Consider the following 20,449-nt stretch of genomic DNA (forward strand, 5'->3'; position numbering starts at 1 on the left):
ACGCGGCCGGCCGCGTTTCACGTCAGTTGACGCGGCTGATGCAGAAATCGATGACGTCTATCAGCGCCGCCTTCTGCGGCGTCTTTTCCAGCGGCGCCAGCGCGTCGCGGGCGATCTCGCCGAAGTGGCGGGCGCGGCTGATCGTGTCGGAGATCGCGCCATGGCGGGTCATCAGGCCAATCGCCTTCTCCAACCCGGCATCGTCGGCGACATTCTCCTCGATGGCGCGTTTCCAGAAGGTGCGCTCGGCCGCCGTGCCGCGCCGATAGGCGAGGATCACCGGCAGCGTCACCTTGCCCTCGCGGAAGTCGTCGCCGACATTCTTGCCGAGGTCCTTGCTCGAACCGCCATAGTCCAGCGCATCGTCGATGAGCTGGAAGGCAAGGCCGAGATTCATGCCATAGGAACGCAGCGCCGCGCGGTCGGTACGCGAGGCGCAGGCGATCACCGGGCCAACTTCGGCGGCGGCGGAGAACAGCGCCGCGGTCTTCGCCTTGATGACCGCGAAATGCTCGTCCTCGGTCGTATCGAGGTTCTTGGCGGCCGCGAGTTGCATCACCTCGCCTTCGGCGATGATGGAGGCGGCGGTGGAAAGAATATCGAGTGCGTCCAGCGAACCGACCTCGACCATCATGCGGAAGGCCTGACCGAGCAAAAAGTCGCCTACCAGCACGCTCGCCTGGTTGCCCCAGATCATGCGCGCCGTCTTCTTGCCACGCCGCATGCCACTCTCGTCGACCACGTCATCATGGAGCAGCGTGGCTGTATGCATGAACTCGACGCTGGTCGCCAGCTTGACGTGGCCATCGCCGGAATAGCCGAACATCTGCGCGGCCGCCAAGGTCAGCATCGGTCGCAACCGCTTGCCGCCCGAGGAAATCAGGTGATTGGCGATCTCGGGAATCATCTGCACGTCGGAACCGGCCTTGGACAGGATCAACTCGTTGACGCGGCCCATATCAGCGGCCGTCAGGTCGATCAGATCCTTGATCGATGCGGCTTCCCGCTTCCCGTCTTCGAGATTGAGAACGACACCCACAACCATACTCCCGTCCGCCGCGCGACCGTACACTGCCTTGATTTAGACTCTAGCGGCGTGCGCGTATACGGCAAGTGGCGAATTGGCGCGGGCCGCAGGACGGGACGTCCGACGGTGCCGTTTACATCGTTGATCCAAACTGCGATTTTGCCGCCATGATCGAGCTCCTGCGCACCAATGATGCTGTCATCATCTCCTTTGTCGAATCGCTGATGCGCGACGCCGGCATCGGTTTTCTCACCGCCGACCAGAATATGAGCGTGCTCGACGGGTCGATCGGCATCCTGCCGCGCCGTGTCCTGGTCGAGAGCGATCGTATCGACGAAGCGCGGCGGATCCTGACCGACGCTGGCATCGCCGACGAAATCCGCCGGACATGACGGCGACGGCGCCCGGCGCGGTTCCCGAGCACACGGTCGATGCCTTCCATCGCGGCGGCTTCTGGCTGGTGCAGCCGGCCAAGGGCGGACACCGCGCCGGCATGGACGCCATGATGCTGGCAGCAGCCGTCCCGTCCGATTTCTGCGGACAGGTGGCTGACTTCGGCGCCGGCGCGGGTGCTGCCGGTCTCGCCGTGGTCTCGCGCTGCGAGCGCGCCCGGGCAACGCTTGTCGAACGATCATCTGATATGGCCGCTTTCGCCGAGGCGTCGCTCGGCCATCCGGCGAACCAGCATCTCAGCGACCGGGTGGAGGTGTTGCGCGCCGACGTGACGCTTGTCGGCAAGGCAAGGACCGCCGCCGGGCTGGCCGACAACAAATTCGATTTCGCCATCATGAATCCGCCGTTCAATGCCGGCGAAGACCGCGCAACGCCCGATGCCTTGCGGCGCGAGGCGCATGTGATGGACGACGGGCTGTTCGAGGCCTGGGTGCGCAGCGCCGCCGCCGTGGTCAAGCCGCGCGGCGGGATCGCGATCATCGCGCGACCCGAATCGCTTGTCGCGATCCTCGACGCGCTGGCGGGCCGGTTCGGCAGCGCCCAGATCATACCGGTGCATCCGCGTGCCGATCAGGCCGCGATCCGCATCGTCCTGCGTGCCTTTCTCGGTTTGCGCGGCAAGCTCGCCTTGCTGCCGCCGCTCGTCCTGCACGACGCGAACCACAAGGGCCTGCTGCCGCGCGCGGACGCCATCAGCAACGGAGTGGCCTCGCTTTTCGGAGATTGAACCGGCTTCGCCATTGCCGTCGCATGGCGAATGCCTACATGCCACAGGCTCAAACCATGGGCTCAAACTGGAGAACCGCATCCCGTGCGTCGCCTTTTAAACCCCATCCTGCCGAAATCCTGGCGCTCCACCGATGTCGTTGTGCCTGTCATCAGGCTGCATGGCGCGATCATGGCAGGCGGCAGCCAGTTCCGGCCGAGCCTGTCGCTGGCTTCCACCGCGGGCCTGATCGAAAAGGCATTCTCCTTCCCCGGTCCGACCGTGGCGATCTCGATCAATTCGCCCGGCGGCTCGCCGGTGCAGTCGCGGCTGATCTACAAGCGCATCCGCGACCTGGCGGCCGAGAAGAACAAGCAGGTCCTGGTCTTCGTCGAGGATATCGCGGCCTCCGGCGGCTACATGATCGCGGTCGCCGGCGACGAGATCATTGCCGACCCCTCCTCCATCGTCGGCTCGATTGGCGTCATTTCGGGCACGTTCGGCTTCACCGACCTGATCAAGAAGATCGGCGTCGAGCGCCGCGTGCACACCGCCGGCCGGAACAAGTCTTCCATGGACCCGTTCCAACCGGAGAAGAAGGAAGACGTCGAGCGGCTGGAAACGCTGATGCTGGAGGTGCACGAGACCTTCATCGATCTCGTCAGGGAACGGCGCGCGGCGAAGCTGGCGGACGATCCGGACCTGTTCACCGGCCTGTTCTGGTCCGGCAAGAAGGGGCAGGAACTCGGCCTTGTCGATTCCCTCGGCGACATGCGCGGCGTGCTCAAGCAGCGTTTCGGCCCGAAGACGCAACTCCGGCTGGTCACCCAGCCGCGCGGACTGTTCAGCCGCTTCGGGCTGTTCGGATCGTCGCAGAGCCTCACGGCTCCCGCCGTGGCCGCGGCAGGCGTCGATGCCCTGTTCGATGCGGCGGAAGAACGCGCATTGTGGAGCCGTTTCGGCCTTTGAAAAGCCACGGGAACGGTCTACGATAATTTCTTGCCCGACCTGAACCTCCGCGATGGAGGGCCATTGAGGAAGGAGTTTTGACATGCCGCAGATCGTCTTCTTCATCGTCGTCGGCGTCGTCGCCTATGTTGGATATCGTTCCTTCATCAAGGAAGCCGAGCGCGTGACCGCCAAGGTGCGGCGCGCCGAGCAGCAACGGGCCAACGGCACGATGGGAACCCTGGTGAAGGATCCCAAGACCGGCGAATACCGGCTGGCCAAGGATTGAGCACCGCAGAACTCGACCCCGCAGTTAGAGATGCTGCCGTGGACGCCCGCCTGGCGCCCGCGAAGATCAATCTTGCACTGCATGTCACCGGCAAGCGAGATGACGGCTATCACGTCATCGAAAGCCTGGCTGTGTTCACCCGTTTCGGCGACCGCGTCGAGGCGCAAGGCGCGGAGCAGGACCGCTTTGACATCTCCGGTCGGTTTGCCGGCCTGGTGCCGGCCGACGAGACCAATCTGATCCTCAAGGCGCGCGACGCGCTGCGCGACCATGTCGGCCCGCTGAAGGCACCGGCAGTCGCCATCACCCTTGAAAAAAACCTGCCAGTCGCCTCCGGCGTCGGCGGCGGTTCCAGCGATGCGGCGGCGACGCTGCGCGCGCTGGCCTCGATCTGGAACCTCGACATCGGCGAAGCGGAACTGGCGCGGATCGGCTTTTCGCTCGGCGCCGACCTGCCGATGTGCCTCAAGGCGCAGCCATTGCTGGCTCATGGCGCCGGCGAAACTGTCTCGACGGTAGCCGATTTCCCAGCTTTGGGGCTGGTTCTGGTCAATCCCGGCGTTGCGGTCGGCACAGCCGCAGTTTTCGCAACGCTTGCGCGCCGCGACAATGAAGGTCTGCCGCCGCTGCCCAAGGCAATCGACTTCCACAGCTTGCGCGGCTGGCTTGAAATAACACGCAACGACCTTGAACCCGCCGCCGAGGCAATCGCGCCGCTGATCGGCAAGGCAAGGGCGGCATTGCTGAAAGCCGGGGCAGGTTTTGCCCGCATGTCCGGCTCGGGCGCCACCTGTTTCGGCCTGTTCGAGACCGGCAACGTCGCCAAGCGTGCGGCGGCCACCATCCGAACGCGCCACCCAGACTGGTTCGTTGCAGCGACACGCTCAATGGCATCGGAAGGTTCCGCACATGAACACGCCTGATCTCGGCCGGCCGTTCATTCCGATCCGCATCGCAGTGCTGACCGTCTCCGACACACGCAACCTCGCCGACGACAAATCCGGCCAGACACTGGCCGACCGCATTGTCGAAGCCGGGCACGTGCTGGCGGACCGCGCGATCGTCACCGACGATCGCGACAAGATACGCGACAAGGTTCTGGGCTGGTCGGAGGACCCCACTATCGACGTGGTCATTACCACCGGCGGCACCGGCTTCACCGGGCGCGACGTGACGCCGGAGGCGCTGGAGCCGATTTTCGAGAAGCGCATGGACGGCTTCTCGGAAGTCTTCCACCGCATCTCCTACGACAAGATCGGCACCTCGACGATCCAGTCCCGGACGACGGCCGGCGTCGTCAACGCCACCTTCGTCTTCGCGCTGCCGGGCTCGCCCGGTGCTTGCAAGGATGCCTGGGACGGCATCCTCAAGGCGCAGTTCGACTACCGCCACATGCCGTGCAATTTCGTGGAAATCATGCCCAGGCTGGATGAACACCTGAAGCGCGGCAGCGGCAAAAGCGCCTGAACCTCAAGGCCGGCGGAAAGCGGTCGGACCGCCATAGAGATAGCCGATGCGGGCGACCGCTTCCTTCAGCCCCTCGCGCGCCACGGTCATGGTGTGGCCGTTTGCGTGGATCATCATCTCGGCATCGGTCATGATCGCGACATGGCCTTTCCAGAACACCAGATCGCCGCGCTTCAAGCCGGAATAGTCCGGCCCGATGTCGAGTAGCTCTCCCAGAGCCGAGACCTGCATATCAGTGTCGCGCAACACATCGCGGCCGGCCATGCGCATGGAAAGCTGCACCAGACCCGAGCAGTCGATGCCGAAACCCGAGACACCGCCCCAGAGATAGGGCGTGCCGAGGAACATCTCGGCGACCGAGACATAATCCGGCGCATGATCGCCGATCGGCAGCAGATGGCCGGCAATCATTGTTTCGCTCGACGCCAGCACAGCGTAACGGGTGCCCCGCGTCTCGGCAGCCCCGGTGACCGCCACGGTCGATCCCATCGACAATTGCCCGCTACGCGGGAAGCGCAGGTCCGGCCCCGGATAGACGAAGGTGCGCGGCGCCGAGACGATGTGGGTTGGGGCAGCCTCGCGACCGCTGAGTTCCGCCGCCGCGACATAGCCGACATAGCCGTCGCGCTCGCCCTGCACCCAGGCCCAGCCTTCCGCCTCGTCGAAAATCAGCACCTCGTCACCGAACAGGAACTGCGTGTCGATGCCGGAATCAGCACGTGGCGCGCGGCGCAGATCGGCGACCGCGACGGAAATGCGGGCCGGTCGGCCGGTAACAAAGCGTTCCGCCGCCACCTCGCCCTTCAGGCGAATATCGGCAAGATCGGTGCGAAAGGCGTGCAGGCGAGCGTCATGGGCAGTCAAATCGGTAACTCTGCTGTTCGGGGTCAGATCGGCAATTCATGGGCCTTGGCGATGATATCATCGCCAAGGCGCTCGACATAGAGCGCCCCTTCCACAGTGCGCTTGACCAGGACATTGCGCTTGTCGAGCTCGTCGCGATGGCGCGAAACGAACTTGAGGGCGCCCATCGTGTCGAGCGCCCGGGTGATGACAGGCTTGGTGACGTCGAGCCGGACCGCCAGCGCGCGGATCGTATGCGGCGGCGGTTCGAGATAGATGGTGAGCAGGATCGCGAGCTGCCGCGCGGTGAGGTCCGGCGCGTCGTCACGCACCTGAGACAGCATGACCTGCTGCCACAGTCGCAAGGCCTGGCTGGGGCGCAGCGAAATCGACATCCCTCCAGTATGACGGGAAATCGTTTCGCTTCCGTTTCAGTCAAACGGCAGGAGTGGCTGCAAATGCCGCCCTTACCCGCCGGGCGCGATACCATCAGCCAAAGCGCCCCGAAATGACCCGTTCCAGCGCGCGGATCGCCTGCGCCTCGCCGCCGGCTGGCCCGTAGGCACGCTCGGACGGGTTCCAGGCGAAAATATCGAAATGCGCCCAGCTTTGCGCCTTCTCCACGAAGCGCTTGAGGAAAAGCGCGGCGGTAATCGAACCGGCGAAACTGTCGGGGGTGACGTTGTTGATGTCGGCCACCTTGGAGGCGAGCTTCCCGTCATAGGCCTTCCACAAAGGCATGCGCCACAACGGGTCCTCGACCGCAACGGCCGCCGCGGCCAGCTCGCCGGCAAGCGTCTCGTCATCGGTATAGAAAGGCGGCAGATCGGGGCCGAGCGCCACCCGCGCCGCGCCGGTCAGCGTCGCCATATCGACCAGCAGTTCCGGCTTTTCATCGTCGGCAAGCGCCAGTGCGTCAGCCAGCACAAGGCGGCCCTCGGCATCGGTATTGCCGATCTCGACGGTGATGCCCTTGCGGCTGGTGAGTACGTCACCCGGCCGGAAGGCGTTGGCGGAGATCGAATTCTCGACGGCCGGAATGAGCACGCGCAGCCTGACCTTCAAGCCCGCCGCCATGATCATCGAGGCAAGCCCCAGCACATTGGCCGCGCCGCCCATGTCCTTCTTCATCAGAAGCATCGAGGCCGACGGCTTGATGTCGAGACCGCCGGTGTCGAAGCATACCCCTTTGCCGACCAATGTCACTTTTGGCGCATTTTTCGGCCCCCAGGTCAGATCGATCAGCCGTGGCGCCTCGGCCGAGGCACGGCCGACGGCATGGATCATCGGAAAGTTCTTTTTCAACAAATCGTCGCCCTTGGTCACCGCGACATCGGCCTTGTGCCGGCGCGCCAGTGTCCGCACGGCCTGTTCCAGCGCTTCCGGGCCCATGTCGCTGGTCGGTGTGTTGACGAGATCCCGGACAAGGTGGACGGCCTCCACGAGGCTGGCGACGCGCGCCGCGTCCGCGCCCGCAGGCAAGACAAAACGCAGCGCCTTGCCCGGTTTCTTGCCGTAGCGGGTGAACACATAACCGCCGAGCGCCAGAGCCAGGGCCGCGAGTTCCGGATCGGCCGGAACATCGGCGAAATGCCAATCGCCCTCCGGCAGCGCCTTAGCCAGGGCGCCGAGTTGCAGCGATCCCTCGCCGTGGCCGAACAGCGCGCCGCTCAGCTCTCCGTCCTTGCCAGGCAGAACCAGCGTCTTGCCCGCCTCGCCCAAAAAACCGTTGGCCTTGGCCCATGCAAGAGCTTGCGGCGAAAGACCTGCTGTCTCCAGACCGTCCTTGCGAACCAGATGGACGGGCAAGGCCTTGCGCGGTTTCTTTTCGACAAGCTCGACAGGCATTTTCAACGCTCCAACTACGCCGCAGACTCGGCGCTATTAACGATCCATTAGGGTTAACAGAATATTTCTCGGCTAGGGAAGACGGCCGGCGAACGGCCCCCGGAAGAATGGAGCCCGCCCCCATGCCCATCACCCTCCCCGCCAGCGCGACCGGCAAGCGGCTGCTGACCGCCGCTTTCGTGGCCGTGCTTGCCGTGGGTGTTGCGGGCTGCGGCACCGACCGGATGTCGACCGGCTCGATCGGCCGCACCAGCGGCAAGCCGGTGGAACTGATGAGCTCCGGCGAATTGCGCGATGCCACGGCCCGCTTGGGTCAGTCCTATGCGAGCAATCCGACCGACAAGAACATCGCGCTAAAGTATGCGACGGTGCTGCAGATGAACGGCGACGCCGATCAGTCGCTGGCGGTGATGCGCAAGCTGGCCATTTCCTATCCGAAGGACCGCGACGTGCTTGCCGCCTATGGCAAGGCACTGGCCGCCAACGGCCAGTTCGAACCGGCGCTGGACGCGGTGCGCCGCGCGCAGACGCCGGAATATCCGGACTGGAGACTGGTGTCGGCCGAAGGCGCCATCCTCGACCAGCTCGGCCAGCGCGACGAAGCGCGCCAGCTCTACCGCAAGGCGCAGGACCTGAAACCGAACGAGCCATCAATCCTGTCCAATCTCGGCATGTCCTACCTGCTGGAAGGTGATTTGCGCACAGCCGAAACTTATCTCCGGTCGGCCTCCTCGCAGCCCAACGCCGACAGCCGCGTGCGCCAGAACCTGGCACTTGCCGTCGGCCTGCAAGGCCGCTTCGACGAGGCTGAAAAGATCGCCTCGCAGGAATTGTCGCCCGAGCAGGCACAGGCCAATGTCGCCTATCTCAGACAGATGCTTTCGCAGCAGAACGCCTGGAATCAGCTGAAGGCGCAGGACAAGTCCAAGTCGCAGGCCGCCAAGGCGGTCAACTAGCGACGCCCGGCCGCAACGGGCGCATGGCCAAGACAAAGGCCAAGCTCACAGCAACACTCCGAAACCCGCCGAAGAGGCGTCGCGGCTCCCTGTTCGCTGCAGACGAGTGGGTTGCTTGGCCTACTATTGCTGTTCGGTCGAGTGCGGCTTATCGCCGAATACGCCACGCTCGCTGATGGTGATACCGGCCGGCCCGAGGATGATGGCGAACAACACCGGCAGGAAGAACAGGATCATCGGCACGGTCAGCTTGGGCGGCAGCGCCGCCGCCTTCTTCTCGGCCGCGTTCAGGCGCATGTCACGGCTTTCGGAGGCAAGCACGCGCAAGGCGTGAGCAACCGGCGTGCCGTAGCGTTCGGCCTGGATCAGCGCCTGCGACACAGCCTTGACGGAATCGAGGCCGGTACGACCTGCTAGGTTTTCATAAGCCTGCTTGCGCTCCTGCAGATAAGAGAGCTCGGCGGTGGTCAGGATGAATTCCTCGGCCAACTCCACTGACTGCGCGCCGATTTCGTCGGCGACTTTCCGCATCGCCGCTTCCACCGACATGCCCGATTCCACGCAGATCAGCATGAGGTCGAGCGCGTCCGGCCAGGCTTTCGTGATCGCTTGCTTGCGCTTGGTGGCTCTGTTGGAAACGTAGAGGACCGGAATGTAGAAACCGACATAGGCACCGACGATGCAGACGAACAACCTCACGATGAGGGGCTGCTCCGAAAGAGTGCCAACCACAAAGACGTAGAAGATGGCCACGGCGAAGCCGGCAAAAGGCAGCACGAGGCGGAAGAACAGGAACCTGGTGAGCGGGTTCTGGCCGCGAAAACCCGCCATCTTGAGTTTCTGCATGGTGCCTTCGTCGGCCAGCGCCCGTTTGAGGTCGAGCCTCTCGACGATGTTGCGCATGCCGACCGACTGCTCTTCGCGCAGGCCCTTGCGGCGCCGATCCGCTTCGGCAGCCAGGCGGGCGCGTTGCTTGGCGCGCAGTTCCTCGCGCTCCAGCGCCACCGACTTCATCCGCGCCTTGAGCGGATCGCGGGCGAATGCCGGCAGAAGCGTGAACGCGGTGGCGAACACCGCGATCGCCACCAGGATGGCGATCAGGAAGGTCGGGTCGGTCAGGGTTTTGATGGTCTGTCCGCTCATGGCCGTTAGATCTCGATGTTCATCATGCGGCGCATCACCAAGATGCCGATCGACATCCAGATCGCGGAGAAGCCGAGGATAAGATGGCCGGTGCTCGTGAAGAACAGCGGCATCAGGTAGTTCGGGCTGGTCAGGTAGACGAGGAACGCGACGATGAACGGCAGCGCGCCGATGATAACGGCCGACGCCTTCGCTTCCATCGACAGTGCCTGAACCTTGGCCTTCATCTTCTTGCGGTCGCGCAACACGCGCGAAAGATTACCGAGCGCTTCCGAAAGGTTACCGCCGGCCTGCGCCTGGATCTGGATGACGATGCCGAAAAAGCCGGCCTCCGGGCACGGCATGGTCTCCGGCATGCGCAATGCGGCATCCGGGATCGACAAGCCCAGTTGCTGCGCGTCGACGATGCGCCGGAATTCGCCCTTGACTGGTTCGGCCGATTCATTGGCGATCAGGCGGATGCCGTCGTTGAGCGGCAGGCCTGACTTCACCGCGCGCACGATGACGTCGAGCGCGTTGGGAAATTCGTTGAGAAACGCCTTGACCCGGCGTTTGCGGCAAATCGAGATGAACCAGCGCGGCAGGCCGAGGCCGCCGACAAGCACGGCCGCCGGAACCGCAAAGAGCGGCGCGCCCAGGAAAAATACCAATATGCCGAGCACGAGACCGCAAAGCGCCGAATAGACATAGAAGCGCTCCATCGTCATGGAGAGCCCAGCCTGCCGGATCTGTATCCTCAGCGGCGGGCTCTTGACGGTGCGCGTGTTCGCCTTCTGCTTGTCGTCGAGGTCCTTGAGTGTGTCCTGCAGCGATTTGCGGCGCTTGGCCGCCTCGTTCATCTTGTCACGGGCAGCCTTGACCACGGCGCGGTCGGTCTCGGCCGCCTTGATCGTCTCCAGTCGTTTGCCGACCTGCTTTTCCACGCTCATGCGCTTGAACAGCAAGGCATAGGCCACCGCGCCGGCGCTGATGCCGGCCAGCAGGACGAAAGCCAGAACCGTGGTGTCGATACCGAACATCGGCAAGGTTCCTCAAACCTTCAGGGCCGTCATTCCGCCCGCTTCTCCATGGCCTCGAGCGAGGCAGCCAGGCGTTGTTCCTCGCCATAATAGCGCGCCCGATCCCAGAAATGCGGCCGCCCGATGCCGGTCGACACGTGCTCTCCGATCAGCCTGCCATTCGCATCCTCGCCCTTGATGTTATAGAGGACGAGGTCTTGCGTGATGATGACGTCGCCTTCCATGCCAATCACTTCGGTGATGTGGGTGATGCGGCGGGAACCGTCACGCAGGCGTGCTGCCTGGATGATGATGTCCACCGAACCGACGACGATTTCGCGCACCGTCTTTTGCGGCAGCGTGTAACCGCCCATGGCGACCATCGATTCGATACGGTTCAGGCACTCGCGCGGGCTGTTGGAGTGGATGGTGCCCATAGAGCCGTCATGGCCGGTGTTCATGGCCTGCAACAGGTCGAACACCTCAGGTCCACGCACTTCGCCGACAATGATGCGATCGGGACGCATGCGCAGGCAGTTCTTGACCAGATCGCGCATAGTCACCTCGCCTTCGCCCTCAAGATTGGGCGGACGCGTTTCGAGGCGCACCACATGCGGCTGCTGCAGTTGCAGCTCTGCCGAGTCCTCGCAGGTGATGATGCGTTCCTCGCGATCGATATAGTTGGTCAGGCAGTTGAGCAGCGTGGTCTTGCCGGAACCGGTGGAGCCGGAGATGACGATGTTGCAGCGGACACGGCCGATGATCTTGAGAACCTCGGCGCCCTCCGGCGATATCGCGCCGAAGCGGACCAGTTGATCGAGGGTCAGCTTGTCCTTCTTGAACTTGCGGATGGTCAGCGCGGCGCCGTCGATGGCAAGCGGCGGCGCAATGACGTTGACGCGCGAACCGTCCGGCAGGCGCGCGTCGCAGATTGGTGAGGATTCGTCGACGCGGCGGCCGACCTGGGAAACGATGCGTTGGCAGATGTTGAGAAGCTGCTGGTTGTCGCGGAAACGGATACCCGTCGTCTCAACCTTGCCGTTCACCTCGATGTAGACGTTGTGGGAACCGTTGACCATGATGTCGGCGATGTCGTCGCGCGCCAGCAAAGGCTCCAGCGGCCCGTAACCCAGAACGTCGTTGCAGATGTCCTCGAGCAGGTCCTCCTGCTCGGCGATCGACATCGCGAAATTCTTGATCGCGACGATGTCGTTGACGATGTCGCGGATTTCTTCGCGCGCGCTTTCGGGATCCAGCTTGGCCAGCTGCGACAGGTCGATCGTGTCGATCAGCGCCGAAAACACCTGGCTCTTGGTGTCGTAATAGGCTTCGCCGCGCTCGCGCGACCCACGGCGTGGTTCGGGCGCCATGGCGGGCGCATCGACCATGCGCCGGGCTGGGGCGGCGGACGGGGTGGGCCCAAGCTGAGGCGCGACAGGAGCCGAGGGCCGCGAAGGTGCGGCCTCCAACGCCACAGGCGCCGGCTGCCGGAATTCCGGCACCGTGCGGCTCGTGTCGTCGTTGCCTCTCTTACCAAACATGATCAACTACCAATCCCGCTTGCGCGGTCACTTCTTGCCACGCCGGAATTTACCGAGAAGACCGCCAAGCCCGGCTTTCTTCCTTGTCTTGGGCTCGCTGCGGCCCGTCAGCACATGCGCGATCTCGTTGACGATGGCGACGACCGGGTTCTTGGCATCCATCTCGCCCAGCATGCGGCCGTTGTTGGCCGCGTTGCCAAACAACAGCGGTTCGAACGGGATCACGGCAATAGGCGAAATGCCAAGCGGCTCGGCGAAATCGGCGGCCGAGATTTCGGGCCGCTTCGGCACACCAGCCTGGTTGAGGATCAGCCTGGGCGGCGGATCGTTGGGGCGCAGCCGCTTGAGCATGTCGACCATGTTCTTGGTGTTGCGCAGATTGGCCAGCTCCGGCGTGGCCGTGATGACGATCTCGTCGGCTTTGATCAGCGTGTTCTTGCTCCAACCGCTCCAGATATGCGGAACGTCGAGCACCAGCATCGGCGCGCTGCGCTGCGCCGTGTCGATGATGTGGGAGAAGGCTTCCGGCTCGAAATCATAGACGCGTTCCAGCGTCGACGGCGCGGCGAGCAGAGACAGATGCTCCGCGCATTGCGCCAGCAGGCGGTCGAGATAGACCTCGTCGATGCGCTCCGGCGAAAAGACCGCCTCGGCGATACCTTGGGCCGGGTCCTGGTCGAAATTGATGTTGGCCGTGCCGAAGGCGAGATCGAGGTCAGCGACGACAACTTCCGATTTGAACAGCGACGACATCGCCCAGGCGACGTTGTGGGCTATCGTGGAGGAGCCGACCCCGCCCTTGGCACCGACAAAGGCGACCGAGCGGCCGATAGGTTCCGATTCCGGATCGACAAAGATCGAGGCGACGACCGCCACGATGTCGGCCATCGACACTGGCGCCACCACATATTCGGAAATGCCGGAGCGAATGAGCTCCCGATAAAGCCCGACATCATTGTAGTGGCCGATGACGACCACTTTCGAGGATGGATCGCAATGTTCGGCCAGCCTTCCCAGCTGATCGAGCATTTCTTTCGGTTCCGCCCGCGTTTCCAGCACGATCAAGTTGGGCGTCGGCGCCGAATGGTAGAACTCGATAGCCGTCGGGATGCCGCCCATATGAACCTTGAGATGGGCCTTGGCCATGCGCCGGTCCTGCCCGGCGCGCTCCATCGGATTGGCGACGCCATCCGTTTCACAGAACGCCTGGATCGAAATGCGCGGGATCGGCCGCAGCGCCTGCATGGCGGCAAGCTCCTGCTGCGTTATTTCATCGTCTTCCGCGGCGGTGCCGTAGGCCAGATTCGTCATTTTATCCTGTCCCCTGACAGATAACCGCTGTCAGTAATCAACTTCCTGCCTCGGCGCCGGCGTGTAGAACGGCGCGTTGCGATACCCGTCGATAACCTTCATGCGCCGTGTCGCGTCGACTGGGGTCTGCTGGCGCGGACCGAGCAGATCGGCCGGATTGGCAATCTGCGCCGCCAGGTTGTTCTGATAAGAACAGCCGAAATTGGTGTAGTGCTTGTTGTCGGTCGTATCGGCGATGTCGCCCGTCCAGCGCCCGCATTTGTCGGTGTGTGCGCGCATGGCCGAATAGGTCACGCGCACGGGTGCGGCGACATCGGCGGCACCGGCGTCGTAGGAGATGAACGCGATCCGGTCGCGGCGTATCCCGTTGGCGGCAGCGACCTTAGCAAAGCCGCGGGCAGCGGATTGCGCAGCGATCTGGTTGGCGGAGCCCGAGGGCACGGAAATCGTCAGCACCGTGCCGGCGCTGCGATCATAACCCTCCAGAAAGCCCAGTAGCGACTGGCTCTGCGATTTGGTCATCCCCCGGTCGCTGGCGCCGACCGGAATGTCGATGGTCTGATCCTGCTGCGAGATCATGATCGGATGATTGGTACGGTAGTCGTCGGGGACCGAGCCCACCGTGATTGAGTCGCGGTTTGCGCAACCGGCCAATAGGACCGCCGCCGCCAAGGCCGCCGGTATTGCCAGCCGATGGCCGGACACGCGGACGCGGGTCGCCGCCAGCGAGATTGTCTTAATTGCCTGATGGGACATGTTCCGCTCCCCGCTTACTTGTAGATGAAGCCGACGACGCCGTGATACCGGCCGGCGGGTTTGTCGGTCTGCATGGTGCCGTAGACGCGGTTGACGCGGCCGAGGAACATGCCCGCGCCATCGCTGGCGGCGTTGAAATTGTCGTCCGGCTTGGCCAGTTCGTTGCGCGCCACCGGTCGGGCCAGGTAGGGCGTGATGATGATGACCAGCTCGGTCTCGTTGCGAACGAAGTCGCGGCTGCGGAACAAGGCGCCGAGTACGGGAATCTTGGATAGCCCGGGCAGACCGCCTACGGCTTGCCTGATGTCGTCGCGGACGAGACCGGCGATCATCATCGAGCCTCCGGAGGGCAACTCGATTGTCGTGTCGGCGAGGCGCTTGCGGATCGACAACAAGGTCGTCCCCGGCAAACCCCTTAAACCTTCCAGCGTTGTCGCGCCTTCCGCCGTCGGTTCGGAAACCGAGGTCCGCACCTTCAGGCTTATGCGTCCGGCGGAGAGCACGACCGGCTGGAACTCAAGCCCGATGCCATATTCGAGGCGCTCCTTCTCGTAGACGACGTCGCCCTTCTGGTTGTCTGTCGATGTGGCGTTGGTTCTTGAGGTGATGAGATTGAACTCGCCACCAACCTTGAACGTCGCCTTCTCGCCCGAAACCGCCGTCAATGTCGGCTCGGCCAGTGTTTTCATGACACCGGCCTGTTCCATGGCGTTGACATATGCCGTCAAAGACGAGTTGCCGATCCCCAAGCCCGACGACGCGGAAAGCGGCTTGCCCAGACCGTAGGACGGCGAGCTGTACGAGCTCCAGCTGATCCCATCGGAACCGCCATTGCCCACCATATTGACGCCAAGCTGCTTCATCACCGAGCGGCTCACCTCGGCGACGGTCACCTTCAGCGTAACCTGATCCTCGCCGCTGATCTGGATGAGATTGATGATCTGGCTCTTCTGGCGCGTAAAATCCGGGTTGTCGATGGCGACGCCACTATTCCTGTCACCGCCCGTCGCGGTCTGCGAATACTGACCGGTGGTCGCTTCACCGCCGGTAACGAACGCAGTCGCGAGATCGACCGCGCGCTTGGCGTCCAGCGGCGTATCCACGTTGCCCGTCAGCACGACGTTGTCGTTGATAAGCTCAACCTTGATGCTGGAATTCGGGATGAAGCGCTTGAGATAGTCCTCCAGCCCGGCGACGTCCCGCTCGACGGCAAGGTCGAGGCTGACGATCTGCTCGCCATTCGCGCCGAAGACGAAGATGTTGGTTTCGCCCACCGCCTTGCCGAACAGGTAGATGCGGCGCGAGGTTCGCGTCACGGCGTCCGCGACACTCGGATTGGCAACGAGGATGTCGTAGGCATCGTTCGGCAGGTCGATCACCACCGATTTGTTCAAGCCGAGCTTGACGCGCTGGCCAGCGACGCTGTTGCCGACGCGCGCCTTGGCGTTCGCGGCGTTGACCCCAATCGTCCCAAGCGTATCAACACCCAGAAGCAGGAGAGCGGCGGCGAGGGCAGCGGCGATCCGCGATTTGGCGTTCAGCCTCATTTCCTTGCTCCCACTTCGGAAACTTCACCGGATTTGATGAGGCGAACGGTGCCGCGACGGCCGTTGCCATTAACGAGGTAGTCGGCTTCACCGGTCGCCTTTTCCTGCGCGTCCTTGACCGAGCGCAGCGCAAGCGTCAGGCGGTCCGCCATCTGCTGGGCGACGGTGATGATCTCGGCCTGTTGCGGCGTCAGCTCCAGCGTCGCCGTCTGGCCGACGCGCGTCTTCTTGCCTTCCTCGTCTTCCTGGATCGTCTGGTCGATGGCGAGCACGCGGATGTTCTTCAAGATGGTCTCGCTGGTGAACCCGCCGCCGGCGCCCGCCGCCGGATCGGACTTGCGGACCATGATGACGTCGACGAAATCGTTCGGCAGGATGAAGCCGCCAGCCGAAGTATCGGCCGCGATCGCGGTAGCCACCGCGCGCGTGCCGGACGGCAGGATCGACGACATGAAGCTCTTGCCGCCGTCGACCAGTTTCGATCGCCGCAACGGCTCGCCGGAGTAGAGAGCCACGCGCGCGACCGAGCCTTTCAGCTTGTCCAAGGCATCCGGCTCGTTGGCGCGGGTGATGAAATTGGGATTGACGCCGTCCTGGGGCCAGGACTCCCATTTAAGATTGGCTTGGATCGGGCTTCCCATCGGCACGTCGCCGCCGAGCACCAGAACATCCTGAAGGGCGATCGCTGGCTGCTGCGGGCCCGCCTCGATGATCTGCGGCACTGGAACAGCCATGTTCTTGGCCACATAGCCAGCCCCGCCGGCCGCGGCAGCGGCCACGCCCAAGATAATCAAACGGGATGCCGGCATTCGTCCAACCTCGCCCTACCAAGCCATCTAGCCAGGCCGGACTGTGCTGCCGAAATCGTCAAATTACGGTTAATGGAATGCTTACGATCGTGATTAATTTAGTGTTTATACAAATTTGAACGATAGCCCGATGCGGGCTCCCCGGGATGACCGGATACCTTTCTCTCTGCGGGAGTGTACTCGGGCCTGACGGTACTTCTGGCTAGGAAGCCAGGCGCTGCAGTGCCCACATCGCCAGTGGCGATTCCGGGAAGGTGAGCAGACCGCCAATGCCCAGCGCGACCCCATAGGGAATGCCGACCTTCTCATCGGCGAAATGGCGCAGGAACATGTTCTGCTTGGTGTAGACCGCCAGGATTGACTTGCGGTAGGCGAGGATCGCCAGGGTGAGGAAGCCGCCGATGATGGAGGCGATCACCAGATACTGGATCAGCGTCATGCTGAGCCCCATCCAGACCGATGTCGCAGCCAGCAGCTTCGCGTCGCCACCGCCCATGCCGCCGAGCGCGAACAGGGTGAACGTCACGCTGAGCACCAGCAGGCCCGCGGCCAGATGCAATCCGTAAGCTGTCCAATCCATGCCGGTCAGCGGCGCGACCACGACAAAGGTGGCCACAAGCACCGCCGACACGCGGTTGGCGATGGTCATCGACACCATGTCCGAGATGGCGGCGAACAGCATGCAGAACGGAAAGATGACAAAGATCAGCGCTACAAGCATGGCCTGACACGAAAAAGAGCTGCAATCTGGCGGCAGCCTAGCCGAACTCCGTTAAGGATCGATGAGCCCGCCCCGGCAAATGCCGCCTTTCACCGGCATTTGCCGGCCATATCGCGCGCCGACAAGTTCGCAGTCGCCCTTGATCGCCAAGCGCCATTTAACCCTTGATTCACCAATCTCGTTCATCTTCCTTGCCAGTTCCGCCGTCTCCGGAGACCGAAATGTCCGTGTCGAAACCGCTGATCGTGGCCGCCGCGCTTGCCGCCACGGTCATTGCCTTGCCAAGCAAGGCCGACGTCGGCATCGAAGTCACCATGAACCAGGCGAAGATCGTCAAATTGCCGCGCGCGGCCGACACCGTGGTCATAGGCAATTCCGCGATCGCCGACGCCGCCGTGCAGGATGCATCGACCATCGTTCTGACCGGCAAGGGGTTCGGCGTCACCAATCTCGTGGCGCTCGACCGCCAAGGCAGTCCGATCCTCGATGAACAAATCACCGTGGTCAGGCAAGGCGCGAGTTCGGTGCGGATATACCGGCGTTCGCAGGTGCAGACCATGTCGTGCACGCCCTATTGCGAGAGCGCCACCAAGAACGAGGCCGAGAAAGTGTCGGAAACCGAGATGAGAGCCGGCCAATAGGCGTTTTTCACCGCTCTCGTCAGACCTCGGTTAAGCTCCGGTAAAGACCTCTGCCAATAGTTTAGGGACCGGGAAAACGGGCCTTCAACGGATTTCGTCTAGGCTTGCGAAGGTAAGGCGCGAGGGTCCGCAGACACTATGGGGCAGACAAGCAATTGCGAGGGCACTGGGCAGCCGGCGCGACGCCGCGGACTGCTTGCGCGTTTCGGGCGCGACCGGCGGGGCAGCACGGCCATCGAATTCACCATGCTGGCCATCCCGTTCGCGATGCTGGTCTTCGCCATCCTGGAAAGCTGTATCTCCTTCGCCGGCCAGGAACTGATGACGAGCAGCATGGACACCGCAGCCCGGCAGTTGCGAACCGGACAGGTTCAGCCAGCTACAGTTACCGTGACCTCATTGAAGCAGATGATCTGCAAGAACATGGAGATCATCGTCGCCAAGGATTGCCCCGGCCTGCTGGTCGACTTACGCACGCCGACCTCTTTCGCCGATGCCGCGAACTACACATTCAAGATATCCAATGGCGATATCGTGCTGATGAAGGCGGCTCAGGTCGATCCGAAGCAGTTCGTTGCCGAGCCCGGAGGGTCGGGAGCCATCAGCATTCTGCGCGTCTTCTACAAATGGCCGGTTATGACTGACTTCCTGGCCAAGTCGATGGCCAACCTCAATGGCGGCAACACGCTGCAGTTCGCGACTACCACCTGGAAAAACGAAACATATTAACCCTGATCGCGAACCGCGACAGACGAAGAAAAGAAAAGAAAATGTCGTCTCGTGCTGAAATCTGGTCGAAGCGTGGACCCCTGCGGACACTGGCCCGTCGGTTCGGCTTGGACAGGCGCGGCATCGCCGCCGTCGAATTCGCCTTTCTCGCTCCGATCCTGCTCGTCATGTATTTCATGACCATGGAAGCGTCGCAGGCCATCGAGACCAGCAAGAAGGTCGCGCGCCTCGGCAGCATGGTGGCTGATCTTGCCGGCCAGATAACAAACAGTTCCACCAAGTCCGACCTCGAGGGTATCATGAAACTCGGGCAGACGGCATTGCTGCCCTATGCGCGATCAGCTCCGACCATCACCATCACCGGCGTGCAATTGTCGTCCGCCGCCACGCCGACGGCCACGGTCGCCTGGTCGCGCAAGATGGTCAACGGCACTTTCAGCCAGGGCCTGGCGGTCGGCAGTCCGGTTCAGATACCGCCGGCCCTGGCCATCCAGAACACATTCCTGATCAAAGTCGACAGCAGCCTCGCCTACCAGCCGGTACTCGCTTGGGTGGCGGGTGGAAACAACGCCCTCAACCTGACCGCCTTCAACGGGATAACCATGGGCGAGAGCTATCTGCTTCGCCCGCGCACCCTGACGAAGCTGGACTGTACCGACTGCTAAGGCGTGACCTTATCGCGTCCTTGATCGGCTTTCGGCTCAGCCTCCGAGACAGCCTTCAGAATGGTTCGCGCGACGGCGTAATCTTCCCGCCCGACCGCGACGAAGCCGCCCGAATGCTTCGGCTCCAGAAGGTCGTAGATTTGTGGCGACTGCCCCTTCAGATTGGTCAGGAACACGCCGAGCCGCCGCTTGGCTTCCGGGTCGATGCTCTTGAGAACGGCATGCGGGCCATAGCGTAGCAGGCCGGACTTCCAGATCACCCGGATCGCCGCTTCCGGCACGCCCGCTTCGATCAGTCTTGCCACCGTGCCACCGGAGACAGTTTCGGCGCTGGCGGCACCGGCCGGCGCCCAGCCGAAGACCGCGTCCGCCCGCCCGTCGGCCAGCATGGCCTCCGCTTCCGTCGCTGTTTCGGCGCGTTCCAGGAAAGTCGCCCCCTCGGCAAAAGCCGAGGGCGTTCCGGCAAGCTCGGCCCTGGGCAATTGCCAACCGGCAAGGTTCTGCCTTGGCGCAACGGCGATGCGATGGGACGGCATTGCCGCCAAGGAGGGTAATTTGTCGTCGCGCGTGACGAGCACCGACCGTACGCCCACCGCACCGTCCGCGTCGGTCGGCGCGACCAACGGTTCAACGCAGCCGCATTTCTCGTCAACCACGGCATAGGCCATGGCCGAATAGGCCGCATAGTCGACGCGGCCGACGGTCTGCGCCTCGATCAGGGCGGTATAGTCGGGCGCGACCAGGAATTCGACCTTCTGGCCGAGCGCCATCGAAAAGGCGCGCGTCAGTTGCGACAGCCCCGGCACGGTGTTGCCGGCTCCAGGCTCGGCCAGAATGCCAATGCGGAAGGCGCCGCTCTTACCGGTGGTCTCGGCGCGAGCCGGCGCAAGGGCAATCGTGGAGAGCGCCAGGGCCATCAAGGAGGCCCCGATCAGGCATTGGAGGCGCAAACGACGAAGCTTCATCCGGAATCGATCAACCTTCACGATCTTGGCGCGACACAAGTCGGACCGCGCCACTGACAGCCATTGTCCATGGAAGCCGTTGCCGT

General features: G+C 63.3%; 24 protein-coding genes. 10 read left to right on the forward strand and 14 right to left on the reverse strand.

What is annotated here, in order from left to right:
• Positions 1 to 22: 22 nt before the first annotated feature.
• Complete coding sequence (locus AB4136_RS13175) at positions 23 to 1,039, reverse strand: polyprenyl synthetase family protein (RefSeq protein ID WP_024922345.1); 1,017 nt, start codon at positions 1,037 to 1,039, stop codon at positions 23 to 25.
• Between the two features lie 155 nt (positions 1,040 to 1,194).
• On the opposite strand from AB4136_RS13175, the gene AB4136_RS13180 reads away from it, so the two are divergent.
• The 6 genes from AB4136_RS13180 to moaB all read left to right on the forward strand — a co-directional run bounded on the left by AB4136_RS13180 (position 1,195) and on the right by moaB (position 4,890).
• On the forward strand, positions 1,195 to 1,419 hold the full coding sequence (locus AB4136_RS13180) for a putative signal transducing protein (protein ID WP_024922344.1): 225 nt from the start codon (positions 1,195 to 1,197) through the stop codon (positions 1,417 to 1,419).
• Complete coding sequence (locus AB4136_RS13185; RefSeq protein ID WP_024922343.1) at positions 1,416 to 2,207, forward strand: tRNA1(Val) (adenine(37)-N6)-methyltransferase; 792 nt, start codon at positions 1,416 to 1,418, stop codon at positions 2,205 to 2,207. Before AB4136_RS13180 ends, AB4136_RS13185 begins: the two co-directional genes overlap by 4 nt.
• Before the next feature lie 84 nt (positions 2,208 to 2,291).
• Positions 2,292 to 3,155, forward strand: coding sequence for a S49 family peptidase (locus AB4136_RS13190; protein WP_024922342.1), 864 nt, complete (start codon positions 2,292 to 2,294; stop codon positions 3,153 to 3,155).
• A gap of 82 nt (positions 3,156 to 3,237) precedes the next feature.
• Entirely contained in the window at positions 3,238 to 3,423 is a 186-nt protein-coding gene (locus AB4136_RS13195) for a hypothetical protein (protein WP_024922341.1), read from the forward strand.
• 38 nt (positions 3,424 to 3,461) lie between these two features.
• Positions 3,462 to 4,346 carry a 4-(cytidine 5'-diphospho)-2-C-methyl-D-erythritol kinase gene (locus tag AB4136_RS13200; RefSeq protein ID WP_024922340.1) on the forward strand — a complete coding sequence of 295 codons (885 nt, stop codon included), beginning with the start codon at positions 3,462 to 3,464 and terminating at the stop codon, positions 4,344 to 4,346.
• A complete protein-coding gene (gene moaB / locus AB4136_RS13205) occupies positions 4,333 to 4,890 on the forward strand; it encodes a molybdenum cofactor biosynthesis protein B (RefSeq protein ID WP_024922339.1) in 558 nt (185 codons plus the stop codon). Before AB4136_RS13200 ends, moaB begins: the two co-directional genes overlap by 14 nt.
• 3 nt (positions 4,891 to 4,893) lie before the next feature.
• On the opposite strand, the gene AB4136_RS13210 is transcribed toward moaB, so the two are convergent.
• The 3 genes from AB4136_RS13210 to AB4136_RS13220 all read right to left on the reverse strand — a co-directional run bounded on the left by AB4136_RS13210 (position 4,894) and on the right by AB4136_RS13220 (position 7,581).
• A complete protein-coding gene (locus AB4136_RS13210) occupies positions 4,894 to 5,754 on the reverse strand; it encodes a C40 family peptidase (RefSeq protein ID WP_024922338.1) in 861 nt (286 codons plus the stop codon).
• A gap of 23 nt (positions 5,755 to 5,777) precedes the next feature.
• Entirely contained in the window at positions 5,778 to 6,128 is a 351-nt protein-coding gene (locus AB4136_RS13215; protein WP_024922337.1) for a MarR family transcriptional regulator, read from the reverse strand.
• 94 nt (positions 6,129 to 6,222) lie between these two features.
• The gene (locus AB4136_RS13220; protein WP_137901184.1) at positions 6,223 to 7,581 is read right to left on the reverse strand and encodes a M17 family metallopeptidase; all 1,359 of its coding nucleotides are present in this window, start codon (positions 7,579 to 7,581) and stop codon (positions 6,223 to 6,225) included.
• Positions 7,582 to 7,703: 122 nt separating this feature from the next.
• Between AB4136_RS13220 and AB4136_RS13225 the strand changes: the two genes are divergently transcribed.
• Positions 7,704 to 8,537: a tetratricopeptide repeat protein gene (locus AB4136_RS13225; RefSeq protein WP_024922335.1), complete on the forward strand. Its 834-nt coding sequence runs from the start codon at positions 7,704 to 7,706 to the stop codon at positions 8,535 to 8,537.
• Between the two features lie 123 nt (positions 8,538 to 8,660).
• Here AB4136_RS13225 and AB4136_RS13230 read toward each other — a convergent pair whose 3' ends face one another.
• The 9 genes from AB4136_RS13230 to AB4136_RS13270 all read right to left on the reverse strand — a co-directional run bounded on the left by AB4136_RS13230 (position 8,661) and on the right by AB4136_RS13270 (position 17,549).
• Positions 8,661 to 9,680, reverse strand: coding sequence for a type II secretion system F family protein (locus tag AB4136_RS13230; protein WP_024922334.1), 1,020 nt, complete (start codon positions 9,678 to 9,680; stop codon positions 8,661 to 8,663).
• Positions 9,681 to 9,685: 5 nt separating this feature from the next.
• Positions 9,686 to 10,699 (reverse strand): type II secretion system F family protein, encoded by a 1,014-nt coding sequence (locus AB4136_RS13235; RefSeq protein ID WP_024922333.1) that lies wholly within the window; start codon positions 10,697 to 10,699, stop codon positions 9,686 to 9,688.
• A 29-nt stretch (positions 10,700 to 10,728) separates the two neighbouring features.
• Positions 10,729 to 12,219, reverse strand: coding sequence for an ATPase, T2SS/T4P/T4SS family (locus AB4136_RS13240; RefSeq protein WP_024922332.1), 1,491 nt, complete (start codon positions 12,217 to 12,219; stop codon positions 10,729 to 10,731).
• Positions 12,220 to 12,246: 27 nt separating this feature from the next.
• The gene (locus AB4136_RS13245; protein ID WP_024922331.1) at positions 12,247 to 13,530 is read right to left on the reverse strand and encodes an AAA family ATPase; all 1,284 of its coding nucleotides are present in this window, start codon (positions 13,528 to 13,530) and stop codon (positions 12,247 to 12,249) included.
• Positions 13,531 to 13,560: 30 nt separating this feature from the next.
• On the reverse strand, positions 13,561 to 14,286 hold the full coding sequence (locus tag AB4136_RS13250) for a CpaD family pilus assembly protein (RefSeq protein ID WP_024922330.1): 726 nt from the start codon (positions 14,284 to 14,286) through the stop codon (positions 13,561 to 13,563).
• Positions 14,287 to 14,300: 14 nt separating this feature from the next.
• Positions 14,301 to 15,833, reverse strand: a complete 1,533-nt coding sequence (locus tag AB4136_RS13255) for a type II and III secretion system protein family protein (protein ID WP_024922329.1) — start codon at positions 15,831 to 15,833, stop codon at positions 14,301 to 14,303.
• Positions 15,830 to 16,642, reverse strand: a complete 813-nt coding sequence (gene cpaB, locus AB4136_RS13260; RefSeq protein WP_024922328.1) for a Flp pilus assembly protein CpaB — start codon at positions 16,640 to 16,642, stop codon at positions 15,830 to 15,832. Before cpaB ends, AB4136_RS13255 begins: the two co-directional genes overlap by 4 nt.
• Positions 16,643 to 16,844: 202 nt before the next feature.
• Positions 16,845 to 17,363, reverse strand: coding sequence for an A24 family peptidase (locus tag AB4136_RS13265; protein WP_024922327.1), 519 nt, complete (start codon positions 17,361 to 17,363; stop codon positions 16,845 to 16,847).
• 51 nt (positions 17,364 to 17,414) lie between these two features.
• Complete coding sequence (locus AB4136_RS13270; protein ID WP_275041526.1) at positions 17,415 to 17,549, reverse strand: hypothetical protein; 135 nt, start codon at positions 17,547 to 17,549, stop codon at positions 17,415 to 17,417.
• 35 nt (positions 17,550 to 17,584) lie between these two features.
• Here AB4136_RS13270 and AB4136_RS13275 point away from each other — a divergent pair, with 35 nt between their 5' ends.
• The 3 genes from AB4136_RS13275 (at position 17,585) to AB4136_RS13285 (ending at position 19,398) form a co-directional block, all read left to right on the forward strand.
• Positions 17,585 to 18,004: a pilus assembly protein N-terminal domain-containing protein gene (locus tag AB4136_RS13275; protein WP_024922326.1), complete on the forward strand. Its 420-nt coding sequence runs from the start codon at positions 17,585 to 17,587 to the stop codon at positions 18,002 to 18,004.
• Between the two features lie 138 nt (positions 18,005 to 18,142).
• Positions 18,143 to 18,733, forward strand: coding sequence for a TadE/TadG family type IV pilus assembly protein (locus tag AB4136_RS13280; protein WP_024922325.1), 591 nt, complete (start codon positions 18,143 to 18,145; stop codon positions 18,731 to 18,733).
• A gap of 41 nt (positions 18,734 to 18,774) precedes the next feature.
• The gene (locus AB4136_RS13285) at positions 18,775 to 19,398 is read left to right on the forward strand and encodes a TadE/TadG family type IV pilus assembly protein (RefSeq protein ID WP_051504849.1); all 624 of its coding nucleotides are present in this window, start codon (positions 18,775 to 18,777) and stop codon (positions 19,396 to 19,398) included.
• Here AB4136_RS13285 and AB4136_RS13290 read toward each other — a convergent pair.
• Complete coding sequence (locus tag AB4136_RS13290) at positions 19,395 to 20,315, reverse strand: phosphate/phosphite/phosphonate ABC transporter substrate-binding protein (protein WP_036254950.1); 921 nt, start codon at positions 20,313 to 20,315, stop codon at positions 19,395 to 19,397. The genes AB4136_RS13285 and AB4136_RS13290 overlap by 4 nt on opposite strands.
• Positions 20,316 to 20,449 lie beyond the last annotated feature (134 nt).

This window comes from Mesorhizobium sp. 2RAF21, from assembly GCF_052115345.1.
GTDB classification, from domain to species: Bacteria; Pseudomonadota; Alphaproteobacteria; order Rhizobiales; family Rhizobiaceae; genus Mesorhizobium; species Mesorhizobium terrae.

Excerpts from the sequence above, each read along its gene's own strand:
- AB4136_RS13180 (WP_024922344.1), top strand. The coding sequence starts at position 1,195 with ATGATCGAGCTCCTGCGCACCAATGATGCTGTCATCATCTCCTTTGTC.
- AB4136_RS13185 (WP_024922343.1), top strand. The coding sequence starts at position 1,416 with ATGACGGCGACGGCGCCCGGCGCGGTTCCCGAGCACACGGTCGATGCC.
- AB4136_RS13195 (WP_024922341.1), top strand. The coding sequence starts at position 3,238 with ATGCCGCAGATCGTCTTCTTCATCGTCGTCGGCGTCGTCGCCTATGTT.
- moaB (WP_024922339.1), top strand. The coding sequence starts at position 4,333 with ATGAACACGCCTGATCTCGGCCGGCCGTTCATTCCGATCCGCATCGCA.
- AB4136_RS13215 (WP_024922337.1), bottom strand. The coding sequence starts at position 6,128 with ATGTCGATTTCGCTGCGCCCCAGCCAGGCCTTGCGACTGTGGCAGCAG.
- AB4136_RS13220 (WP_137901184.1), bottom strand. The coding sequence starts at position 7,581 with ATGCCTGTCGAGCTTGTCGAAAAGAAACCGCGCAAGGCCTTGCCCGTC.
- AB4136_RS13225 (WP_024922335.1), top strand. The coding sequence starts at position 7,704 with ATGCCCATCACCCTCCCCGCCAGCGCGACCGGCAAGCGGCTGCTGACC.
- AB4136_RS13230 (WP_024922334.1), bottom strand. The coding sequence starts at position 9,680 with ATGAGCGGACAGACCATCAAAACCCTGACCGACCCGACCTTCCTGATC.
- AB4136_RS13235 (WP_024922333.1), bottom strand. The coding sequence starts at position 10,699 with ATGTTCGGTATCGACACCACGGTTCTGGCTTTCGTCCTGCTGGCCGGC.
- AB4136_RS13240 (WP_024922332.1), bottom strand. The coding sequence starts at position 12,219 with ATGTTTGGTAAGAGAGGCAACGACGACACGAGCCGCACGGTGCCGGAA.
- AB4136_RS13245 (WP_024922331.1), bottom strand. The coding sequence starts at position 13,530 with ATGACGAATCTGGCCTACGGCACCGCCGCGGAAGACGATGAAATAACG.
- AB4136_RS13250 (WP_024922330.1), bottom strand. The coding sequence starts at position 14,286 with ATGTCCCATCAGGCAATTAAGACAATCTCGCTGGCGGCGACCCGCGTC.
- AB4136_RS13255 (WP_024922329.1), bottom strand. The coding sequence starts at position 15,833 with ATGAGGCTGAACGCCAAATCGCGGATCGCCGCTGCCCTCGCCGCCGCT.
- cpaB (WP_024922328.1), bottom strand. The coding sequence starts at position 16,642 with ATGCCGGCATCCCGTTTGATTATCTTGGGCGTGGCCGCTGCCGCGGCC.
- AB4136_RS13265 (WP_024922327.1), bottom strand. The coding sequence starts at position 17,363 with ATGCTTGTAGCGCTGATCTTTGTCATCTTTCCGTTCTGCATGCTGTTC.
- AB4136_RS13270 (WP_275041526.1), bottom strand. The coding sequence starts at position 17,549 with ATGAACGAGATTGGTGAATCAAGGGTTAAATGGCGCTTGGCGATCAAG.
- AB4136_RS13275 (WP_024922326.1), top strand. The coding sequence starts at position 17,585 with ATGTCCGTGTCGAAACCGCTGATCGTGGCCGCCGCGCTTGCCGCCACG.
- AB4136_RS13280 (WP_024922325.1), top strand. The coding sequence starts at position 18,143 with ATGGGGCAGACAAGCAATTGCGAGGGCACTGGGCAGCCGGCGCGACGC.
- AB4136_RS13285 (WP_051504849.1), top strand. The coding sequence starts at position 18,775 with ATGTCGTCTCGTGCTGAAATCTGGTCGAAGCGTGGACCCCTGCGGACA.
- AB4136_RS13290 (WP_036254950.1), bottom strand. The coding sequence starts at position 20,315 with ATGGCCCTGGCGCTCTCCACGATTGCCCTTGCGCCGGCTCGCGCCGAG.